Genomic DNA, 21,333 nt, shown 5'->3' with positions numbered 1-21,333 from the left:
AGTTTTGATCTTGAGCGTTGCCTTCATGAAGGAAGAAAGTGCCGAAGCGGCATCGGAAACCCAGCTGCCCGACCGGCCGATCTCGCCGCATCCGAACCTGGTGACGCCGGCCGGCCTGAAGGCGCTCGAAACGCAGCTTGCCGAAGCGCGCGCGGCCTGCGAGGCCGCAAACACCGTCGAGGATATCAATGAGCGGCGCCGGCAGACGGCGGGTCCGCTGCGCGACCTGCGCTATTTCGCCGAGCGCGTTCACACGGCGCAGGTGATGCCTGACCCGGCCTCAAGCGAGACCGTCGCCTTCGGCAGCACCGTCACCTTCAGCCGCGACGACGGCCGCACCCAGACCTACCGCATCGTCGGCGAGGACGAGGCGGACCCCAAGGCCGGCTCGATTTCCTATGTGTCGCCGGTGGCGCGTCTCCTCATGGGCAAGGCCGTCGGCGAGGTGGTGAGCGTCGGCGCGCAGGAACTGGAGATCACCGCCATATCCTGAGGCCCGTCCCTATAGGGTCCCTTCCCTCGCCCGCGAATATTGCGCAATGTGCACACCGGGAGACAGGACGGAAGGGAACGCGCACACATGTATGAATATGCCATCGCCTGGGAATGGCTGACTTTCGCGGTCCGCTGGCTGCATGTCATCACCGCCATCGCCTGGATCGGATCGTCCTTCTATTTCATCGCGCTCGACCTTGGCCTTGTGCGGCGGCCGCACCTGCCGCCGGGGGCTTACGGCGAGGAATGGCAGGTGCATGGCGGCGGCTTCTACCATATCCAGAAATACCTCGTGGCGCCGGCCGCGATGCCGGAACACCTGACCTGGTTCAAATGGGAAAGCTACGTGACGTGGCTCTCCGGCTTCGCACTGCTCTGTCTGGTCTATTATGGTGGCGCGGACCTTTTCCTGATCGATCGCAACGTGCTGGATGTCTCGACGCCGGTGTCGATCCTCATTTCGCTCGCTTCGCTCGGCCTCGGCTGGATCCTCTACGACCTGCTCTGCAAGTCGCCGCTGGGGAAAAACACCTGGGGGCTGATGATCGTCCTCTACTTCATCCTCGTCGCGATGGCCTGGGGTTATACGCAGGTCTTCACCGGCCGCGCCGCCTTCCTGCATCTCGGCGCCTTCACGGCGACGATCATGTCGGCGAACGTCTTCTTCATCATCATGCCGAACCAGCGGGTGGTGGTGGCGGATCTCATCGCCGGGCGCATTCCGGACCCGAAATACGGCGTCATCGCCAAGCAGCGCTCGACGCACAACAACTACCTGACGCTGCCCGTCATCTTCTTCATGCTGTCGAACCACTATCCGCTCGCCTTCGCGACGGCCTTCAACTGGATCATCGCGGCGCTGGTCTTCCTGATGGGCGTGACGATCCGGCACTGGTTCAACACGACCCATGCGCGCAAGGGCAAGCCGACCTGGACCTGGCTTGTCACCGCGCTCCTTTTCGTGCTCATCATGTGGCTTTCCACCGTGCCCAAGGTGCTGACCGGCGAGAGCGCCGGCCTTGCGCCGTCCGCGCAGCGCTTCGCCTCGAACGACCATTTCCCGGCCGTGCGCGATCTCGTCTCGACGCGCTGTTCGATGTGCCATGCGGCGGAACCCGTTTGGGAGGGGCTGCGCGCCGCGCCGAAGGACGTGATCTTCGAAAGCGAATCCCAGATTGCCCTCCATGCCCGCGAGATCTATCTGCAGGCAGGCCGGAGCCACGCCATGCCGCCGGGCAATGTCACCGGCATGACGAAGGAGGAGCGCGCGCTCATCACCGCCTGGTTCGAAACCGCCGCAGAAGGAAGCTGACCGCCCATGACGAAAACCCTCATCCGCGGACGCCTGCTCTCCTTCCTCCGCCGGCCGGACGCGATCGACGATGCGGCGAGCTATCGCTACGAGGAAGACGGTGGCCTGCTGTTCGAGGACGGCCGGATCGCAGCCGTCGGCCCCTATGCGCAAGTGCGCGCCGCCGCTCCCGACGACGTGGAGGAGATCGATCACCGCCCGCACCTCATCCTGCCCGGCCTCATCGACACGCACCTGCATTTCCCGCAGATGCAGGTGATTGGCTCCTATGCCGCCAACCTGCTGGAATGGCTGAACACCTATACGTTTCCGGAGGAATGCCGCTTCGTCGAAAGCGCGCATGCCGCCCGCATCGCCCGGCATTTCTGCGACGAGATGATCCGCCACGGCACGACGACGGCGGTCGCCTATTGCTCGGTGCACAAGGCCTCGGCTGACGCCTATTTCGCCGAGGCGCTGGCGCGCGGCATGTGCATGGTCGGCGGCAAGGTGATGATGGACCGCAATGCGCCGCAGGGCCTGCTCGATACGCCCGAGATGGGCTATGACGAGACGCGCGCGGTGATCGCCGAGTGGCACGGCAAGGGCCGAAACCACGTCGCCATCACCCCGCGCTTCGCCATCACCTCGACGCCGGCACAGATGGAGATGGCGGCGGCGCTGGCCCGCGAATTCCCCGACCTGCATATCCAGACGCATCTCTCCGAAAACCACGACGAGATTCGCTTCACCAGCGAACTCTATCCCGAGGCGATCGACTATACGGACGTCTATGCGAAATACGGCCTGCTCGGGCGCAAGAGCCTGTTCGGCCATTGCATCCACCTGTCGGACCGCGAGGCCGATGCGATGAGCGAGGCGGGTGCCGTGGCGGTGCACTGCCCCACCTCCAACCTCTTCCTCGGCTCCGGCCTCTTCCCTCTGAAAGCGCTGTCGCGGCGGGAAAAGCCGGTTCGCATCGGGCTTGCCACCGATATCGGCGGCGGCACGAGCTATTCCATGCTGAAGACGATGGACGAGGCCTACAAGATCCAGCAATTGCTCGGCGAACGGCTGAACCCGTTCGACAGCTTCTACCACATGACGCTCGGCAACGCCGAAGCCCTGTCGCTCGCCGACCGCATCGGCACGCTGGAGGCCGGCACGGATGCCGATTTCGTGGTGCTCGACGCCGCCGCCACACCCGCCATGGCGCTGAAGATGGAGGTCGTGCGCTCGCTCACCGACGAACTCTTCCTGCTCCAGACGATGGGCGACGACCGCGCGGTGCGCGAAACCTATGTGGCGGGCAAGGCGATGAAGGCGGCGCTCTAGCTCCCGCGATAGGTCGAGTAGCTGTAGGCCGAGAGCAGCAGCGGTACGTGGTAATGGCTCGATGGATCGGCGACGCTGAAGCGCAGCGGGATGCGGTCGAGGAAGGCGGGCTCGGTGACGGCGGCACCGCTGGCGCGCAGGTAGTCGCCGGCGTGGAACACCAGTTCATAGGTGCCGGCCATGAAGCCGACGCCTTCGACCAGCGGCGCATCGACCCGGCCATCGTCGTTCGTCACCGCGCTCACGATATGCTGGTGCTCCTCGTTCTCGATCCAGTAGAGGTCGATCTTCAGGCCGGCCGCCGGCTTGCCGAGCGCGGTGTCGAGGACATGGGTCGTCAGGCGGCCGGGCTTGGTCATGGTTTCCCTCAGGGCTGTTCGATGATGAACGGGGTCTCGAAGAAGAACTCTTCCAGGTTGACGCCGCCGCCGAGGCGATCGACCACGAGGAAATCGCTCGCCGCGCCGAGCGTCATCAGCGGATGGTGCCAGACATTGCGGCGGTAGTTGACGCCCTGCCGCCCGCCGGCGCGAAAGACCTGCGGCCTGCCCGGCCGGCCACCCTCGTCCTCCGCCGCGATCACCAGCCAGGGCCGGTCGTCGATCGGCGAAAAACTCTGGCTGCCGAAGGGATGGCGCTCCATCATGTCGACGGCATAGGGGAAGGCGCGCGGGGCGCCGCGAAACAGGTTGATGATCACCTTCGCATCCTCGCCCACGGCCTCGGCCTCGGCGAGCGCGTGATAACGCTCCGTCGTGCCGCCGTTGATATGGCGCATGGATGCGGGATCGGCCTCGATCACCGTGCCGAAAGGCGCGAAGGCCTCCCGTGTCAGCGGCTGGATGGTCAGTCTTTCAGCCATCAGACTGCCCTCCCGGGGAGAGGAAGGGCGGTCATTCGGTCGTCGGGCATTGTCAATCTCCGGGGAGAGAAGCTTTTAATCTGAGGAGCGCGATGCGTTCCACCTGGGTTTTCGCGGTTTCGAATTCCTCGTCGGTCGTGTTGCCGACGCGGGCTTCGAAGGCCGCGAGAATATCGTCCTTGGTAAGCCCCTTTACCGCGATGATGAAGGGGAAACCGAATTTTTCCACATAGGCGGCGTTGAGCGCGGTGAAACGGGCGTGTTCGTCCGGGCTCAGCCGGTCAAGGCCGGCGCCGGCCTGTTCCTTCCGGCTGTCCTCGGTGAGCCCGCCGGCAATCGCCAGCTTGCCGGCGAGGTCCGGATGGGCGGTGAGCACACCGAGCTGTTCGGCCGCGCTCGCCCTGCGGAAGGCATCCGTCAGCGCGGCATGCACCCCGTCGGCCGTCAGCGGCAGTGCGACAGCGCCCGCATCGAGCGCCCGCTCGGCGATGAAGGGCGAGTGCTCGAAGACGCCGCCGAAACGGGCGAGGAAATCGGCGCGGTCGATCATGCGCCCTTGCTCGTCGTCGGGTGGTAGTTCTCGATCCAGTGGTGCGCGATATCGATGCGGCGTGGAATCCACACCTTCTTGTGCTCCAGCACGTAATCCACGAAGCGGGCGAGTGCCGCGACGCGGCCGGGGCGACCGACCAGGCGGCAGTGCAGGCCGATATTGAGCATCTTCGGGCTGCCCTCCTTGCCCTCCTGGTAGAGCACGTCAAAGGCGTCCTTCAGGTAGTTGAAGAACTGGTCGCCGGCGTTGAAGCCCTGCGGCGTCGCAAAGCGCATGTCGTTCGTATCGAGCGTATAGGGGATGATGAGGAAGGGCTGGCCGTCGAGGCCCGGCACGAAATAGGGCAGATCGTCGGCATAGGAATCGGAAGAATAGACGAAACCGCCCTCCTCCATGACGAGGCGCAGCGTGTTGGACGACGGCTTGCCCTGGTACATGCCGAGCGGGTGGGAGCCGGTCAGTTCCTTGTGCAGGCGCACGGCTTCGAGGATGTGCTCGCGCTCCTTCTCCTCGGAAAAATCCTTGTATTCCAGCCAGCGATAGCCGTGGCTGGCGATTTCCCAATCGGCTTCCTTCATGGCCGCGACGGCATCCGGGTTGCGCGCCATGGCGAGCGTCACGCCATAGACGGTGACCGGCACGCTGCGGCTGGTGAACAGGCGGTGCAGCCGCCAGAAGCCGGCGCGCGAACCATATTCGTAGATCGATTCCATGTTGAGGTTGCGCTGGCCCGGCCAGGGCTGCGCGCCGACGATTTCCGAGAGCAGGGATTCCGACGCCGGATCATCGTCGAGGATGCAGCTTTCGCCGCCCTCTTCGTAATTCACCACGAACTGCACGGCGATGCGTGCGTCGCCCGGCCAGCGCACCTTGGGCAGGTTGCGGCCATAGCCGATGAGGTCGCGCGCGTAAGTCTTCTCGGTCATTCTGTCACCTCGGGAATGGGCATTGAGGAACCAATACCGCCTTGCGCCGTTTCCTGTCCATCACAACCAAGGAGAAACACCTATGGCCATGCAGGACGCAAACATTCGCGAAACCCAGGACCTGATTTCCAGCGACAAGGTGGAAGGCACCAGTGTCTACGGCGCCGACGGCAAGCATATCGGCTCGGTGGAACGCCTGATCCTCGACAAGCGCAGCGGGCATGTCTCCTATGCCGTGCTCAGCTTCGGCGGTTTCCTGGGCATCGGTCACGATCACTATCCGCTGCCCTGGGGCAAGCTCAACTATGACGAAGGCCTCGGCGGCTACCGCGTCGATGTGACGAAGGAACAGGTCGAAAAGGCGCCGCACTATGAAAGCGACGCGGAATACGACTGGAACCGCCGCAACGGCAAGGTGATCAGCGACTATTACGGCGTGCCGCCGTACTGGATGTAAAAGCGGGTTAATCCCGTCCGGCTTCCTCCAGGTGGGCTGAGACGGTGAACGAGGGCGGTACGTCAAGCGTGCCGCCCTTGATTTCGTGAAGGACCTGGCGCGCCAGCGCATGCGCCATGCCGAAACTCACCTTGAAGCCGCCGGTCATCAGGCTGATATTCGCATGATCCGGATGCCGGCCGACCATCGGCTCCCGGCCGATCGCCTTGGGGCGCAGACCCGCCCAGCGCTCCACGACGGGTGCCTCCGCCAGAATTGGTGCCATGCGCCGCGCCTTGTCGATGAGGGTATCGAGAAGGCCGTCGGTTGCCAGTGGATCGGCAAAGGTGTTTTCGCTGGTACTGCCGATGGCGACGAGACCGTTTTCATGCGGCACGATATAGAGGCCGTCGGCGAAAATCACCGGAAGCGCCGGATCGACCGGGGCCTTCAGCAGCGCCGCCTGCCCCTTGACCGCGGCACCGACCGGCTTGGCGAGCGGCGGGTTGAGGGGCGCGAGCAAACCGAAGGTCTCGACACCGGCGGCCAGAACGCAGTGGCCGAAGCGCAAGCTGGTGCCGTCATCGAGGCTGGCAAGACCGGCAGCGGACTCGATCGCCTCAACGCCGACGCCCTCGGCAATCGCAACATTCGGCAGACGTTCAAGCGCCGCGCGCAAGGCCGCCAGCAGGCTGCGCGGCGCAAGGCGGGCGGCGAGGTGATCGTGCACGAGCCCGTGCGCCATCGCCGCCTCGGCCGGCCAGCCGGAAACCGGGGCAGCGTCCAGCACTTCGAAAGAAAACGTGCGGTTGGGGGTGTTCCAGACCGAAAGCGCATCCCGCGCATGGCCGAGTGCGATGTCGCGATTGTGCGGCTTCGGGAGTGGAATGAGGCGGCCGGAGCGGCGGTAGCCGGCGGAAAAACCGGTTTCGGCTTCGAGTGCGGCAATCTCCGCTTCGAGCGAGATGAGGGCGGCGAGCTGAAAGGCCTTCTTGGCGTTCCAGCGGTCCGGCAGATGCGGCATCAGCGCGCCGAGCACGCCGCCGCTGGCACCGGCGCCAATCCCGCGGCGTTCGACGAGGCGCACGGAAAACCCCTCACGGGCGGCGAAAAGCGCGGTCCACAGGCCCATGATCCCGCCGCCGACCACGAGCAGGTCCACGCCCGGTTGACCGGCGGCCTTCACGCGACTATCGGCATCCGTCATGGCTGAGCACGATCCTGAAAACGTCCCGCAAAACGAAGCGGTCCTCGACTGGCACGAGGGCGATATGCCCTATTCCCGGGCCTTTGACGACCACTTTTATTGCCGCAGCGACGGCCGGCTGGAATGCGGCCACGTCTTCCTCGCCGGCAACGAGCTGCCGCACCGCTGGCAGCGCGGAAAACCGTTTCGCATCGCCGAGCTCGGCTTCGGCACGGGCCTCAATCTCTGCGAGACGTGGCGGCAATGGCGGGACACGGCGCCAGACGGCGCGAGCCTCTCCTTCACCTCCTTCGAGCGTTTTCCGATGGCGCGCGCCGATATCGACCGGGCGCTCTCGCACTGGCCGGAGATCGACCGCGAGCGCGCCATCCTCACCGAAAACTGGCCGGAAACGCCGGCCGGCCGCGTCGAGATCGACCTGGAACCTAACGTCCGCCTCACCGTCATCTGCGGCGCGGCCCTCGAAAGCCTCAGCCGGGAGGAAACGCCCTTCGATGCCTGGTATCTCGACGGTTTCGCGCCGTCGCGCAATCCGGACATGTGGTCGGCCGAGTTGATGGCGGAGGTTTTTCGCCTGACCGCGCCGGGCGGGCGTTTCGCGACCTATGCGGCGGCGGGTTTCGTGCGGCGCAACCTGGCCGCCGCGGGCTTCATAGTGGAGCGCCGCCCGGGTTTTGCCGGCAAACGCGAAATGCTCTGCGGGGAAAAGCCGGCGGCCTGAAGCCTCAATGCAGGGTGCCGGTTGCAGCCTGCGTCTTGCCGCGCTTCAGCCAGCGGTCGAGTTTTTCTTCCAGCTTCTCGATGCTGATCGGCTTTGCCAGATAGTCGTCCATGCCGGCGGCAAGGCATTCTTCACGGTCGCCATCGAGCACATGGGCGGTGACGGCAACGATCGGCACGCGATGGCCGCTGCCACTTTCGATCTCGCGGATCGCCCGGCTCGCCTGCAGACCGTTCATGACCGGCATGGAAATATCCATCAGGATCATGCGGGGGCGAACGGCACGAAAGACCGCGACGGCCTCTTCGCCATTGCCGACAAGCCGGAACTTCAGGCCCGAAGCGAGCAGCATCTGGGTGAAGAGGATCTGGTTGACCTCGTTGTCCTCGGCGACGAGCACGTCCAGCACCTCGCCCTCCGCAGCGACGGGAGCGGCCGGAGCCACAAGGGGGCGGAGCGGCAGGACCTTGCCCTCGGGTGCGGTCGCGGCCGGCCGGACGCCGCGCGTCGCGCGCAGCACTTCCGAGACCGTCTCGCGCAACAGGTCGGCGCGGGCCGGCTTCATGAGATGGGCCTGGATATCCTGCGAGGAAAGGAGCCTTTCCTCCGACGACAGGTTCATGGAGGTGAGCACGATCACGGAGACATCGGCCGTCGCCGGGCTTTCCCTGAGCGCGCGGATGAAATCGGGCGCGTGGTCCGGCTGATAATCGAGCAGGATGGCGTCCACGGAAAGGCCCATGCCGGTCGCCGCGGCGAGCACGGCGAGCGCCTCGGTCTCGGAGGCCACGGCGGTCGCATCGAAACCCCAGTCCAGCAGCATGTCGTGCGAGGCCTTGCGGGAAAGATCATGCGCATCGACGACGAGGATGCGCGCGTCCGGCGTTTTCGCTTGCACGATGCGGGCCGGCAGCGAGGCAACCGCGAGCGTCATCGGCAGGCGCGCGGTGAAGACCGAACCCTTGCCGACCTCGCTCATCGCCTCCAGCGTGCCGCCGAAAAGCCGCGTCAGGCCGTCGGTGATCGCAAGGCCGAGGCCGGTGCCCTCGTGGCGGCGGGTCGAGGAGGCATCGACCTGCGAGAACTTTTCGAAGATCGATTCCATCTTCTCGGTCGGGATGCCGGCACCGGTATCCTCGACGCGGATGACGATCTCGATGCCGCCATCGGCCTTCGTGTGGCATGCGAGGTCAATCAGCACATGGCCGCGATCGGTGAACTTGACGGCATTGCCGACGAGGTTGGTGACGATCTGGCGGAAGCGGCCCGCATCGCCCATCACGGCGGCCGGCATGTTGGCCGCGCCGCGCACGACGAGCTCGATATCCTTCTCCGCGGCCTTGGCCGAAAGCAGCGTCGCCACGTCCTCGATCGCCTCGACCGGGTTGAAGGCGACATCGCGCAGCGTCATCTGGCCGGCGTCAATCTTCGAAAAATCGAGGATGTCGTTGATGATGGTCAAAAGCGCATTGCCGGACTTCACCATGATGTCGATGAAGGTTTTCTGCCGCGTATCGAGGTTCGACTTGGCAAGCAGCTCCGCCATGCCGAGCACGCCGTTCATCGGCGTGCGGATTTCATGGCTCATATTGGCCAGGAATTCCGACTTCGCCTTGTCGGCCGTCTCGGCGCGGGTGACGAGCTGGCGCAGCTCCTCCTCGCGGCTCTTGAGGTCGGTAATATCGGAAAAGACCATGACGGAGCGCCCGCGGCCCGTCGGCGTCACATCGAGGCGCAGCCAGCGCTGGTAGCCGCTAAATACCGTCAGCGAGGCCGGCTTGCCGGTGAAGAGGATGGTTCGGAACTTGCTCGCATCGACCGGCTCCTCGCCAACGAAGCCGGCGATCTTGCGGTCGATGCAGCTTTGCAGCACGTCCTTGACCAGCGCGCCGGGCTGCAAAAGTTCGCGCGGCATGGCGATCATCGTCGCAAGCGCCTCGTTCGAGAGCACGACCCGGTCGTCCTCGATGATCAGCAGGCCCTGGCTCATGGAGGAGACGGCATCCTTGACGAGGCTGCCGACCTCTTCCAGCGCGCTGCGGGTTTCCAGCACCTCGCGCTCGCGCTCGCGCCGCTCGGTGATGTCGATATAGGTGAGCAGGCAGCGGCCGCCGGAGATCGCACAGCCCGCCTCGATGACGGTGCGGCCGTTGGCATAGGCGACTTCGCGCACCGGCATCTCGCCGGAGCGGATGCCGGAGAGGCACTGTTCGTAGCCCTGGTCGCAATCGCCGTCCTCGCAGGTGCCGCCCTGCGCCTGCTGGAAGCGCAGGAGCACGCCGAGCGCCTCGCCCCTGATCGGCGGCAGAGCACCGTCCCACAGGTCTTCGAAAGCGCCGTTCACCAGTTCGATGATGCCGGTTTCGTCGACGACGACGATGCCGACGGGAAGCGAGGCGACGATGCTTTCGAGGTCGGAGCGCGCCGCCTCCGCCGCGCGCTGCGCCTCGATAAGCTGGTCTTCGCGCTTCTTCAGCACCGTCGTGTCGGTGATCGAGCCGATCAGGTAGCTCTTTTCGTCGAGCGTCGTGACACGGTAGAGCCTGGAGATCGTCGGCAGCGTGGAGCCGTCCGGGCGCACATAGTCGATCTCGGATTCGACGAGTTCGCCGGTGTCGAGCACGAACTGGTTCTGCTTGTGGAATTCCTGCCCCTGTTCCGGGTACATTTCGAGCGTCGTCAGGCCTAGCAACTGTTCCGGCTGCTTGCCGGTCATCTCGACATAGGCCCGGTTGGCGAAGATCATGCGTTGGCTCTCGTCGCGCATGAAGCTTGCGACCGGCAGTTCGTCGAGCAGCGCCCGGTAGAGACTGATCTCCTGCGAATGCTGCTTCAGCCGCCCTTCGCTCTCCTTGAGCGCCGTCACGTCCAGCCGCAGTGCCACGAGCGCGCCATCCGGCCGGCGCTGCGTGACAAGGCGCATCCAGCCGCCCGCAAGACGCGCAACGGATTCGTAGACCGGCAGGTCGTAGCTCGCGAGCCGCGCGGCAACCCAGCGCTCGCGCTCCGCCGCGGGCGTGCGCCCCACTTCTATATCGTGCAGCGCCTCCGTGAGCGTCGTCAGGCTCACCGGCCCATCCGCAAGCTCGCCGACGAGCACCCGGTAGAATTCCCGCATGCTGCGGTTGGCATAGCTCAGCCGGTTGTCGGCATCGAACACGGCGACGCCCGCGCCGAGCGCATCGAGCGCGCCCTGGACGTGATCAGACGGGCGGTCCTGCCCGTCATCGTCGTAAGCGTTCGACGGCCGCACGGCATCGGCGTTCGCATTGGCGGCAGCGCGCAGCGTCGTGGCCAGCGCCTCGATCGACGGCGTGAAAAGACCGACGAGGATCGACAGCGTGGGAGAAATGCGCTCGCGTTTCAGCGCGATCTCGAAGCTGCCACCGCCGAAGGGGTGAATGTAGCGGGCGCGTTCGGGATTGCCGAAAATCAGGCAGCGGCGTTCGGGATCGTCCCGGTCGCCATGGCCGAGCGCTTCGCCGATCTCGTCGCTGCGAAGGCCGATCATCTCAGAGGCTGTATGACCGAACAGGCGGGCATAGGCGTCGTTCACCGCCAGGTAGCGCAGCTCGCTGCTTTTGACGTAAGCCGGATGCGGGTGTTCGCGAACGCGCTCACAGGCCGCCACCAGCAATTCGTCTTGAGATTCAGCCACGCCAAGCGCTCCCCGAAGCGGGACGGAGGGAGAGATTCATACCCCTTGGGGAGTACCAGCAATCCTTGAACGGATGGTTAACCGTTCGTTGCCGGAAATCACTCATGGCGGCTGCGAGCGCCCTCTTATCCAAGAGAGCATTTCCCTGTCGCAAATGACGGGGCATCGCACGGCGGGATATGCAACAAGGAGAAAAGACAAACCAGACCGGGGTTCTCTTGCACATGGGCGACGTGATCAAACTCGAAAATCACCTCGAACAACCGGAGGCCGAGGCCGCCGAAACACCCGTCGAACGCCGGCGCCGAAGCGGCGGGCGGGGCGCTGAGCGCAGCCGGCGCGCGCCGGCCAGCTCGAAATATCTGAACCTCGTCAACACGACCGCCAAGTCCACCGTGCTGTCCGAGGATGCGCTGGAGGCCGTGCACCAGGCCTCGCTGACCATCCTCGAAGAGATCGGCATGGACGTCATCCTGCCGGAGGCGCGCGAGCGCATGAAGGCGGCGGGCGCCGACGTAACTTCGGGCACCGACCGCGTGCGCTTCGACCGCGGGCTCATCCTCGACATGATGGCGAGCGTGCCGCCGGCCTTCACGCTGCATGCCCGCAACCCGATCCGCAATGTCGAGATCGGCGGCAACAACCTGGTCTTCGCGCAGATCGCCTCCGCCCCCTTCGTCGCCGATCGCGACGGCGGCCGACGCGCCGGCAACCAGGAGGATTTCCGCAAGCTGGTGAAGCTCGCGCAATCCTACGACATCATCCACACGACGGGCGGCTATCCCGTCGAGCCGATCGACATCCACGCCTCGATCCGCCATCTCGACTGCCTGTCGGACATGGTGAAGCTCACCGACAAGGCCTTCCACGTCTATTCGCTGGGCAAGCAGCGCAACCTCGACGGCATCGAGATCGCCCGCATCGGCCGCGGCATTTCCATGGAGCAGATGGAGCGCGAACCCTCGCTCTTCACCATCATCAACACCTCCTCGCCGCTCCGCCTCGACGGACCGATGTTGCAGGGCATCATCGAAATGTCCTCGCGCAACCAAGTCGTCGTGGTGACGCCGTTCACGCTCGCGGGCGCCATGGCACCGGTGACGATCGCGGGTGCTGTCGTGCAGCAGAATGCGGAAGCGCTGGCCGGCATCGCCTTCACCCAGATGGTGCGTCGCGGCGCGCCGGTCATGTATGGCGGCTTCACCTCCAATGTCGACATGAAGACGGGCGCGCCCGCCTTCGGCACGCCGGAATATATGAAGGCGGTGGTGGCCGGCGGCCAGCTCGCCCGCAAATACAACATCCCCTACCGCACCTCGAACACCAATGCCTCCAACACGCTCGATGCGCAGGCGGCCTATGAATCCGCCTTCTCGCTCTGGGCACTGACGCAGGGCGGCGGCAATTTCATCATGCATTCGGCGGGCTGGAGCGAGGGCGGCCTGACGGCCTCCTTCGAAAAGTTCATCCTCGACGTCGACATGCTGCAAATGGTGGCGGAATATCTCCAGCCGCTCGATGTCAGCGACGATGCGCTCGGCCTCGATGCCGTGCGCGATGTCGGCCCCGGCGGGCACTTCTTCGGCACGCCGCACACGCTGGCGCGCTACGAGACTGCCTTCTACGCGCCGATCCTGTCGGACTGGCGCAATTTCGAGACCTGGACGGAAGCCGGCCGGCCGACCACCTACGACCATGCCAACCGGGTTTTCAAGGAAAAGCTCAACACCTATGAACGGCCGCCGCTCGACCCGGCGATCGAGGACGAACTGGATGCGTTCGTCGCAAAGCGCAAGGAAGAGGGCGGCGTTCCGACCGACTTCTAAGCGTCGAACATGATGGAGCGGACGGAGGAGATCAGTTTCTCCGTCGGCAGGTTGGAAAAGTTCTTGTCGATCTCGGCCATGGTCAGCGTGCGGGATTTATCCGAAAGCTTGTTGCGCAGATCCCCCAGCGTCTGCGGTGCTGCGCACACGACCAGCCGGTCGAAGGCGCCTTCGGCGGCGTAGTCGTCGATCCGGCCCGCGACTTCGGCGGTGAATTTCTGCTGTTCTTCCCGCACCGGGTCGCTCGAATATTCCATGGCGGAACGGCCGGGGCCGACCGACGAGTGGCTGCGGCCGGGCTTGTCGGTCATGATGTCCTGCGCCTTCTTCGTCTCAGAGCGATAGACTTCCTGCTCCGGGCTCTGTTGGCCATCCTTCAGCAGGTTTACCCCCTTGAGCAAGCGGGCCTGATTGCCATCGGCGGCGAGAATCCAGGTCGTAGCGGTCATGTTTCACTCCCGTAGCGAGGTTCATGGATAGGCAGACGAATCTGCGTAGGAAAGCATCCTGCAAGATTGTGGCCAGGATGCGCATTGACCCAACGCAACAGGTCGGCCGCATGTTCCGGGTGGCGCTGGACACGAAGCTGTTGGAAAGGCGAAGCGACCCCTATCGCCATGCCGCAAAGGCTGGCTAGGGTGCCCGAAACGACAGGAGAAGACCGTGGCCGAACCGCTGAAAAACCTGCTGCATCCCGGCCTGGTGAAGGACATGGCGGGCCACATCTCCCGCCACGCGCCGGATTTCGACGCGGCCCGTTTCACGCGTCTGGCAACCGACGGCATGGCGGCTCTGGAACTCATGCAGCGCGCGGAGCGCATCAAGGATGCGCTGGCCGAGACGCTTCCCGCGAACTACGCGGCCGCGGCGGATATCCTGCGCAAGGCACTGCCGCAGGATGGCAATCCCGGCCTGAGCGGCTGGGCGCTGCTGCCGGTCAACCAATTCGCCGCCCAGCACGGTCTCCAGCATTTCGACCTCTCGCTCGCGCTCCTCAAGGCGCTGACGCCGCATTTCACGGCGGAGTTCGGCATCCGCCGCTTCATCCATGCCGAACAGGACCGGGCGCTCGCCGAAATCTCCGGCTGGACGGCCGACCCCAACCACCACGTCCGCCGGCTTGCCAGCGAGGGCACCCGCCCGCGGCTGCCCTGGGCGATGCGCCTGCCGGCACTCGTCAAGAACCCGCAGCCGATCCTGCCGATCCTCGTCGCCCTGCTGGACGATCCGGAGGACTATGTGCGCCGCTCCGTCGCCAACAGCCTCAACGACATCGCCAAGGACCACCCGGCGCTCGTCACCGATTTCGTCGAGCGGCATATCGCCGGCGCCTCGGCCGAGCGGCGGCAATTGCTGCGCCACGCCTCGCGCACCCTGCTCAAGAAGGGCGACGCGAAGGCGCTTGCCAATTTCGGCTTCGCAGCCGCCAAGGGCATCCAAGCCACGCTGGCGCTCGCCACACCGGTCGTCGACTTCGGCGACAAGCTCGGCTTCTCGATCGTCGTGACGAATGCCGAGGCCGCGCCGCAGCGGCTGATGATCGACTACGCCATCCACCATATGAAGGCGAACGGCACGCTGGCGCCGAAGGTCTTCAAGTGGAAGCAGCTCGACCTGCCGGCCGGCGGCAGCCAGGCTATCGCCAAGGACCACGCGATCCGGGCGATCACCACCAGGCGCTACTACCCCGGCGCGCACCGCATCGAGATCCTGATCAACGGCGCGATCTGCGCCTCTGCCGACTTCGATCTCCGCATAGAATGAGGCCGGTCTTTTCGCACCTGCGAAAAACTAGGGCTTGACTTTCCGACGCAAAACAACGACATGAGCCCCAGCGTCGCCCTTCGGCCGCCGCGTGAGCGAGCCAAAGATGTCCCGATATCGGGATGCTGAGAAGGACTAGCGCAAGAGAACGATCCGCCTCCCATTTGCGGATGCCTGCGCAGACGACTACCCAACCAACCCACAAGTTCCCAATTCACGCGGGGTTCTTGACGCCAGACGAAACCGGAAGCGCATGATGCGATTCCGGTCCAAAGCAGTTCGAGCAAAAGTGTGACGCGGTTTGCGTCCCGAACTGCCTATGGAAAAGTCGTTTGGTGCCCCGAAAGGTATTTGACTTGACCACTTTCCACGACCTCGGCCTCTCGAAGACCATCGTCGACACGCTCACCACGCTCGGTTTTGAAAAAGCAACGCCGATCCAGGAAAAGGCCATCCCGCTCGTCATGGAAGGCTCGGACCTGATCGGCCTCGCCCAGACCGGCACCGGCAAGACGGCCGCCTTCGGCCTGCCGATGATCGAAAAGCTTCTTGCCGACACCCGCCGTCCCGACCCGCGCAACATCCGCGCCCTCATCCTCGCGCCGACCCGCGAGCTGGTGAACCAGATCGCCGACAACCTGCGCGACTTCGTGAAGAAGACCCCGCTGCGCGTCGTCACCGTCGTCGGCGGCGCCTCCATCAACAAGCAGTCGGAAATGCTCTCGCGCGGCACCGACATCCTCGTCGCCACGCCCGGCCGCCTGCTCGACCTCGTCAATCGCAAGGCCGTGACGCTGACCCAGGCCCGCTACCTCGTGCTCGACGAAGCCGACCAGATGCTCGACCTCGGCTTCATCCATGATCTGCGCAAGATCTCCAAGATGGTGCCGAAGAACCGCCAGACGCTGCTCTTCTCGGCCACCATGCCGAAGCTGATCGGCGAACTTGCCGGCGAATATCTCGTGAACCCGAAGAAGGTCGAAGTGACCCCGCCCGGCAAGGCCGCCGACAAGGTGGAACAGTATGTCCACCACGTTCCGGGCAAGGACCAGAAGGCGCAGATCCTGCGCAAGACGCTCACCGACAATCCGGACGGCCTGTCGCTCGTCTTCTCGCGCACCAAGCATGGCGCCGAGAAGCTGATGAAGCATCTCGACCATATCGGCTTCAAGGCCGCCTCCATCCATGGCAACAAGAGCCAGGGCCAGCGCGAACGCGCCCTCAAGGCCTTCCGTGACGGCGAAATCCGCGTGCTGGTCGCCACCGACGTTGCCGCCCGCGGCATCGACATCCCGGGCGTCACCCACGTCTACAACTACGACCTGCCGGAAGTGCCGGACGCCTATGTCCACCGCATCGGCCGCACGGCCCGCAACGGCCGCGACGGCATCGCCATCGCCTTCTGCACGCCGGACGAAGCGCACCTGCTGCGCGATATCGAAAAGCTGATGGGCATCCAGATCACCGTCGCAAGCGGTGAAGCGCCGGCCGTCATCACCGCCGGTCCCGGCGGCAAGTCGCGCAAGCCCCGCTCGGGCAGCGGCCACCGCGCCAGCCAGGGTCGCGCAGGCCAGCGTCCGGCGCGCAAACCGTTCGGCGAAGGTGCGCAGGCCGATGGCGGCACACCGGCAGCCGGCAAGCGCGCGCATGGCAACCGTCCGCCGCAGAAGCAGGGCGAGCGCCAAAACCGCAACCACGGCGCCGGCAACGGCCAGGGCCGCCCGAACCAGAGCGGTAAGCCGCGCCGTTCGGAAGGCCAGCGCCGCGAACAGGCGTAAGCTACAGCGTTAGGAAATGAGGAAACGGCGGGCTTCGGCCCGCCGTTTTCGTTTGCTCACTCCGCGGGCGCGGGGTCCTTGCGGTTGGTGAGGTAGACGCCCACCACGACGATCAGCGTGCCCAGGATCATCGGGATCGTCAGTTCCTCGCCGAAGATGGCGGCGGCCTGGAGGGCGGCGATCGGCGGCACGAGATAGATAAGCGAGGCCGCGCGCGAAACCTGGCCGCGGCGCAGCAGGTAGAGCAGCAGCAGGACCGCCCCCATCGAAATGCCGAGCACCGACCAGGCGAGCGCGGCGACGAAGGCCCAGCCGAAATCGACATGCAGGCTTTCGAGGCCGAGCGCAAGCGGCACAGTGACGATCAAGGCCCCGGCATATTGCAGGGTCGCGATCGCCCTGATGTCCCCCGTCGGCAGATATTGCTTCTGGTAGATCGTGCCATAGGTGACGGCGGCCATGCCGAGCATGTTGAGGACAAGCGCGAAGGCCGGGATTTCCGCTGCCCCCTGTCCGAAGAATTTCGGCAGCACCGCGAGCAGGACGCCGAGGAAGCCGAGACAGAGGCCCGCCTTCTGCGTGCCGCTCAGCCGCTCGCCGATGAAATAAGGCGCGGCCAAAGCCGTCATCAGCGGCTGGAGTGCGGCAATGATAGAGGAGAGCGCCGCCGGCACGCCCTCCCCGATCGCCCACCAGACCGCCCCGAGGTAAAGCCCGTGCAGGAAGGCGCCGGAGACCACGGCATGCACGATGGTGCGCCTGTCGCGCGGCCAGGCGACGCCGGAGACGACGCACAGCCCGCCGAAGAGAATGGCGGCGGCGATATAGCGAATGCTGAGGAAGGTCAGCGGCTCCGAGACGATGGCGCCGAACTTCGCGACGACCCAGCCGGTCGACCAGAGCAGGACGAAGATGGCCGGAGCCAGGCGATCGAGGGACATGGGACTTCCGGCAGAAGGACAATCGGTGGGCGAGCGATAGGCGCCGCCCCCGTGATGGTCAAAGGAATTTCCTTGATGATTAGGTTCAACGAAAGGCGCGACGGTGCAGCTTTTCGGCATCTGCCCATGTTTTCGGCACATCGCGCGCAGGACGCCGGCGCGGGGAATGCGTCGGCCGGTTCGTTCCCACCGGAAAACCGTCCTGCCGGCCGGTTTAGCCCTGCTCAAAGCGGTATGAGAATTCTTCAGCGCTAATTGAGCATGGTTCTTGCATTGCCCCTGATGTTGTACTCAAATGGCGAAAAATAGGGAACACGCCTTTGGCATTTGACGAAATGATGAGCGCGGACTCCAACCCGCGGCAGCCATATGAAAACTACCATGACTGGTACGAGGGGCAGGATCGGGCTCGCCTGATTGCCAAATCGAGGGACGCCGAAAACCTCTTTCGAAAAACCGGCATCACCTTCGCGGTCTACGGACACGAAGACAGTTCTGAAAAACTCATCCCCTTCGACATCATCCCCCGCATCATTTCCGGCCGAGAATGGCGCAGGCTCGCCCAGGGCATCGAACAGCGGGTCATCGCCCTCAACGCCTTCCTCGACGACATCTACCACAAGCAGGAAATCATCAAGGCGGGCCGCGTGCCGCGCGAGCTGATCGAGCGTAATGTCGCCTTCCTGCCGCAGATGATCGGCTTCAAGCCGCCGGGCGGCGTCTACACCCACATCGTCGGCACCGATATCGTGCGCACGGGCGAAGACCAGTTCTACGTGCTGGAAGACAATGCCCGCACTCCTTCCGGCGTCAGCTACATGCTGGAAAACCGCGAAACCATGATGCAGATGTTCCCGGAGCTGTTCCACCTGAACAAGGTGCGCCCGGTGGAAGACTATCCGAAACTGCTGCGCCAGAGCCTCGCTTCGCTCGCCCCGCCGCGCTGTTCGGGCAAACCGCGCGTCGCGGTGCTCACGCCCGGCATCTTCAACTCCGCCTATTACGAACACGCCTTCCTCGCCGACATGATGGGCGTGGAACTGGTCGAGGGTTCGGACCTGCGCGTCGTCGACGGCAAGGTGAAGATGCGCACGACCCGCGGATACGAGGCGATCGACGTGCTCTACCGCCGCGTCGACGACGATTTCCTCGACCCCCTCACCTTCCGCCCGGATTCGGCGCTCGGCATCCCCGGCATCATGGACGTCTACAAGGCGGGCAACATCACGATCGCCAACGCGCCAGGCACCGGCATTTCCGACGACAAGGCGATCTATTCCTACATGCCGGAGATCGTCGAGTTCTATACGGGCCGCAAGGCACTGCTCGAAAACGTGCCGACCTGGCGCTGCTCGGAAGAAGACAGCCTGAAATACGTGCTCGAACATCTCGAAGAGCTCGTCGTCAAGGAGGTGCACGGCTCCGGCGGCTACGGCATGCTCGTCGGCCCGACCGCCTCGAAGAAGGAATGCGCGGCCTTTGCCGAAAAGCTGAAGGCCCGGCCGTCCAACTACATCGCGCAGCCGACGCTGTCGCTCTCCACAGTCCCCATCCTCGTCAACAAGGGCATCGCGCCCCGGCACGTCGACCTCCGGCCCTACGTGCTCGTTTCCGACAAGGTGCAGATCATTCCGGGCGGGTTGACCCGCGTGGCGCTGAAAGAAGGCTCGCTGGTGGTGAACTCCAGCCAGGGCGGCGGCACGAAGGACACCTGGGTACTGGAGGACTGATGCCGATGCTGGGAAGAACTGCAAACGGCCTATACTGGATGTTCCGCTATATCGAGCGGGGCGAAAACATTGCCCGCCTCATCGACGCGGGCCTGCGCATGGCGCTGACGCGCAGCGGCTCCAGCGACGAGGACTGGGACGGCGTGCTGCAAAGTGCCGGCGTGCGCGAGGATTTCGACGAGGTGCACGGCAAGCTCACGAGCGCCGATGCCATCGACTACCTGCTGCGCGACCCCGCCAACCCGTCCAGCGTGATGTCCTGCATCGATTCCGCGCGCAACAATGCGCGCATGGTGCGCACGGCGCTTACCCGGGAGACCTGGGAAGCGACGAACGAGTGCTGGATCGAGTTCAAGGATATGCTGTCCAAGCGCGTCCGCCCGGCCGAAATGCCCGAGGTGATCGACGCGATCAAGCGGCGCACCGGCCTCATCCGCGGCGCCTTCCACGGCACCATGCTGCGCGACGACATCTACAATTTCTCGCGCATCGGCACCTTCATCGAGCGGGCGGACAATACCGCGCGCATCCTCGACGTGAAGTATTACGTGCTGCTGCCGGCGATCGCCAAGGTCGGTTCGTCGCTCGACAACATGCAGTGGGAATCGATCCTGCGCTCGGTCTCGGCACACCGCTCTTACAGCTGGGTCTATGACGGCGACTATTCCGCCACCAACATCTCGGATTTCCTGATCCTCAACGACCGCATGCCGCGCTCGCTCGCCTATAGCTATGACAAGATCGTCAGCAATCTCGGTTATCTCGCAAAACTCTACGGCGACAACCACGCGGCGCACGAGACGGCCTCCGCCACGCTGATGCTGCTGCGCAGCCGCAACATCGACGACATCATGGAACAGGGTCTCCATGAATTCATCGAGGAGTTCATCGTGCACAACAACCGCCTTGGAGAGGAAATCTCCGAAGGCTACCGCTTCTACCGATAGGCTGACGGGGCAACCAATGCGACTGAAGATCAGCCACACGACGGAATATCACTATGACGACCCGGTGCAGTATTCGCTGCAAAGGCTGCGGCTGACGCCGAAGACCCAGCCCGGCCAGCGCGTGCGTGACTGGAAGACAACGGTGCACGGCGCTCGCCTGGAGGCGGGCTACACCGATCATTTCGGCAACCATGTCGACCTCGTCAGCACCAATGCCGAGCAGGTGACGATCCGCATCGTCGCCGAGGGCGAGGTGGAGACGGAGGACCGCGCCGGCGTCTTCGGCCCGCACCAGGGGTTCGTGCCGCTTTGGCTGTATCTGCGCGAAACGCCGCTGACCAAGCCCGGCGCTCTGATCCACGAACTGGCCAAGGCCGCCAGCGGCGAAAACGAACTGGCGCGCATGCACGCGCTCATGGAAGCGATCCACCAGGCCGTCGCCTACAAGCCGGGCGAAACCGCCTCCGACACCACGGCCGAAGAGGCGCTGGAAAAGAAGCAGGGTGTCTGCCAGGACCACGCGCATATCTTCATCTCCGCCGCACGCTCGCTCGGCCTGCCGGCCCGCTATATTTCCGGTTACCTGCTGATGGAAACGCCCGAGCAGACGGCAAGCCATGCCTGGGCGGAAGTGCACCTGCAGGGGCTCGGCTGGGTCGGTTTCGACGCGGCCAACAAGATCTGCCCGGACGCCCGCTATGTCCGCCTGTCCACCGGCCTCGACTATACCGACGCCGCCCCCATTTCCGGCATGGTGGTAGGCACGGCGGCGGAAACGATGAGCGTTGCCATCACGGTGGAAACGTCCGGCCAGAGCCAGTCACAGAGCCAGAGCTGACGGCACTTGAATCAGGGTTCCCAAA

At 64.7% G+C, this 21,333-nt stretch carries 19 protein-coding genes; 11 read left to right on the top strand and 8 right to left on the bottom strand.

Going from position 1 to position 21,333, the window contains the following annotated elements:
- Nucleotides 1-10 precede the first annotated feature (10 nt).
- The 3 genes from greA (at nt 11) to guaD (ending at nt 3,121) form a co-directional block, all read left to right on the top strand.
- Complete coding sequence (gene greA, locus AC1RWL_RS26335; RefSeq protein ID WP_256117632.1) at nt 11-493, top strand: transcription elongation factor GreA; 483 nt, start codon at nt 11-13, stop codon at nt 491-493.
- 87 nt (nt 494-580) lie between these two features.
- Nucleotides 581-1,807, top strand: a complete 1,227-nt coding sequence (gene puuD, locus AC1RWL_RS26330; RefSeq protein ID WP_493096498.1) for a urate hydroxylase PuuD — start codon at nt 581-583, stop codon at nt 1,805-1,807.
- A gap of 6 nt (nt 1,808-1,813) precedes the next feature.
- Nucleotides 1,814-3,121 carry a guanine deaminase gene (gene guaD / locus AC1RWL_RS26325; protein WP_493096499.1) on the top strand — a complete coding sequence of 436 codons (1,308 nt, stop codon included), beginning with the start codon at nt 1,814-1,816 and terminating at the stop codon, nt 3,119-3,121.
- Here guaD and uraH read toward each other — a convergent pair.
- Genes uraH through puuE form a run of 4 tightly spaced genes read right to left on the bottom strand, consistent with a single transcriptional unit; the run spans nt 3,118 to nt 5,462 of the window.
- Nucleotides 3,118-3,480, bottom strand: coding sequence for a hydroxyisourate hydrolase (uraH, locus tag AC1RWL_RS26320; protein WP_493096500.1), 363 nt, complete (start codon nt 3,478-3,480; stop codon nt 3,118-3,120). The genes guaD and uraH overlap by 4 nt on opposite strands.
- 8 nt (nt 3,481-3,488) lie before the next feature.
- Nucleotides 3,489-3,983, bottom strand: coding sequence for an ureidoglycolate lyase (locus tag AC1RWL_RS26315; RefSeq protein ID WP_493096502.1), 495 nt, complete (start codon nt 3,981-3,983; stop codon nt 3,489-3,491).
- A gap of 52 nt (nt 3,984-4,035) precedes the next feature.
- Entirely contained in the window at nt 4,036-4,533 is a 498-nt protein-coding gene (uraD, locus tag AC1RWL_RS26310) for a 2-oxo-4-hydroxy-4-carboxy-5-ureidoimidazoline decarboxylase (RefSeq protein ID WP_493096503.1), read from the bottom strand.
- The gene (puuE, locus tag AC1RWL_RS26305) at nt 4,530-5,462 is read right to left on the bottom strand and encodes an allantoinase PuuE (protein WP_493096504.1); all 933 of its coding nucleotides are present in this window, start codon (nt 5,460-5,462) and stop codon (nt 4,530-4,532) included. Before puuE ends, uraD begins: the two co-directional genes overlap by 4 nt.
- An 82-nt stretch (nt 5,463-5,544) precedes the next feature.
- Here puuE and AC1RWL_RS26300 point away from each other — a divergent pair, with 82 nt between their 5' ends.
- Nucleotides 5,545-5,919: a PRC-barrel domain-containing protein gene (locus AC1RWL_RS26300; protein ID WP_256117643.1), complete on the top strand. Its 375-nt coding sequence runs from the start codon at nt 5,545-5,547 to the stop codon at nt 5,917-5,919.
- A gap of 7 nt (nt 5,920-5,926) precedes the next feature.
- On the opposite strand, the gene AC1RWL_RS26295 is transcribed toward AC1RWL_RS26300, so the two are convergent.
- Nucleotides 5,927-7,105 carry an NAD(P)/FAD-dependent oxidoreductase gene (locus tag AC1RWL_RS26295; protein ID WP_493096505.1) on the bottom strand — a complete coding sequence of 393 codons (1,179 nt, stop codon included), beginning with the start codon at nt 7,103-7,105 and terminating at the stop codon, nt 5,927-5,929.
- On the opposite strand from AC1RWL_RS26295, the gene mnmC2 reads away from it, so the two are divergent.
- On the top strand, nt 7,104-7,826 hold the full coding sequence (gene mnmC2, locus AC1RWL_RS26290; protein ID WP_493096506.1) for a tRNA (5-methylaminomethyl-2-thiouridine)(34)-methyltransferase MnmC2: 723 nt from the start codon (nt 7,104-7,106) through the stop codon (nt 7,824-7,826). The two genes, AC1RWL_RS26295 and mnmC2, sit on opposite strands and share 2 nt — an antisense overlap.
- Before the next feature lie 4 nt (nt 7,827-7,830).
- On the opposite strand, the gene AC1RWL_RS26285 is transcribed toward mnmC2, so the two are convergent.
- Entirely contained in the window at nt 7,831-11,484 is a 3,654-nt protein-coding gene (locus AC1RWL_RS26285; RefSeq protein WP_493096507.1) for a PAS-domain containing protein, read from the bottom strand.
- A 224-nt stretch (nt 11,485-11,708) separates the two neighbouring features.
- Between AC1RWL_RS26285 and AC1RWL_RS26280 the strand changes: the two genes are divergently transcribed.
- On the top strand, nt 11,709-13,310 hold the full coding sequence (locus AC1RWL_RS26280) for a trimethylamine methyltransferase family protein (RefSeq protein ID WP_256117648.1): 1,602 nt from the start codon (nt 11,709-11,711) through the stop codon (nt 13,308-13,310).
- Here the strand turns inward: AC1RWL_RS26280 and AC1RWL_RS26275 are convergent.
- A complete protein-coding gene (locus tag AC1RWL_RS26275) occupies nt 13,307-13,759 on the bottom strand; it encodes a host attachment protein (RefSeq protein WP_435267829.1) in 453 nt (150 codons plus the stop codon). The two genes, AC1RWL_RS26280 and AC1RWL_RS26275, sit on opposite strands and share 4 nt — an antisense overlap.
- A gap of 214 nt (nt 13,760-13,973) precedes the next feature.
- Between AC1RWL_RS26275 and AC1RWL_RS26270 the strand changes: the two genes are divergently transcribed.
- Nucleotides 13,974-15,074 (top strand): DNA alkylation repair protein, encoded by a 1,101-nt coding sequence (locus AC1RWL_RS26270; RefSeq protein WP_493096508.1) that lies wholly within the window; start codon nt 13,974-13,976, stop codon nt 15,072-15,074.
- Nucleotides 15,075-15,430: 356 nt separating this feature from the next.
- Nucleotides 15,431-16,852: a DEAD/DEAH box helicase gene (locus AC1RWL_RS26265; RefSeq protein WP_439624335.1), complete on the top strand. Its 1,422-nt coding sequence runs from the start codon at nt 15,431-15,433 to the stop codon at nt 16,850-16,852.
- 56 nt (nt 16,853-16,908) lie between these two features.
- Here the strand turns inward: AC1RWL_RS26265 and AC1RWL_RS26260 are convergent, their stop codons facing one another.
- Nucleotides 16,909-17,793, bottom strand: a complete 885-nt coding sequence (locus tag AC1RWL_RS26260; RefSeq protein ID WP_493096509.1) for a DMT family transporter — start codon at nt 17,791-17,793, stop codon at nt 16,909-16,911.
- Between the two features lie 335 nt (nt 17,794-18,128).
- On the opposite strand from AC1RWL_RS26260, the gene AC1RWL_RS26255 reads away from it, so the two are divergent.
- The 3 genes from AC1RWL_RS26255 to AC1RWL_RS26245 are packed head-to-tail and all read left to right on the top strand — an operon-like array spanning nt 18,129 to nt 21,308.
- Entirely contained in the window at nt 18,129-19,523 is a 1,395-nt protein-coding gene (locus AC1RWL_RS26255) for a circularly permuted type 2 ATP-grasp protein (protein WP_439624712.1), read from the top strand.
- 5 nt (nt 19,524-19,528) lie between these two features.
- Nucleotides 19,529-20,470, top strand: coding sequence for an alpha-E domain-containing protein (locus AC1RWL_RS26250; RefSeq protein WP_493096510.1), 942 nt, complete (start codon nt 19,529-19,531; stop codon nt 20,468-20,470).
- Nucleotides 20,471-20,486: 16 nt separating this feature from the next.
- Nucleotides 20,487-21,308, top strand: a complete 822-nt coding sequence (locus AC1RWL_RS26245) for a transglutaminase family protein (RefSeq protein WP_493096511.1) — start codon at nt 20,487-20,489, stop codon at nt 21,306-21,308.
- Nucleotides 21,309-21,333 lie beyond the last annotated feature (25 nt).

It is taken from the genome of Shinella sp. GW821-FHT10F02, assembly GCF_058809275.1.
This window is presented reverse-complemented; position numbering and strand designations above follow the sequence as displayed.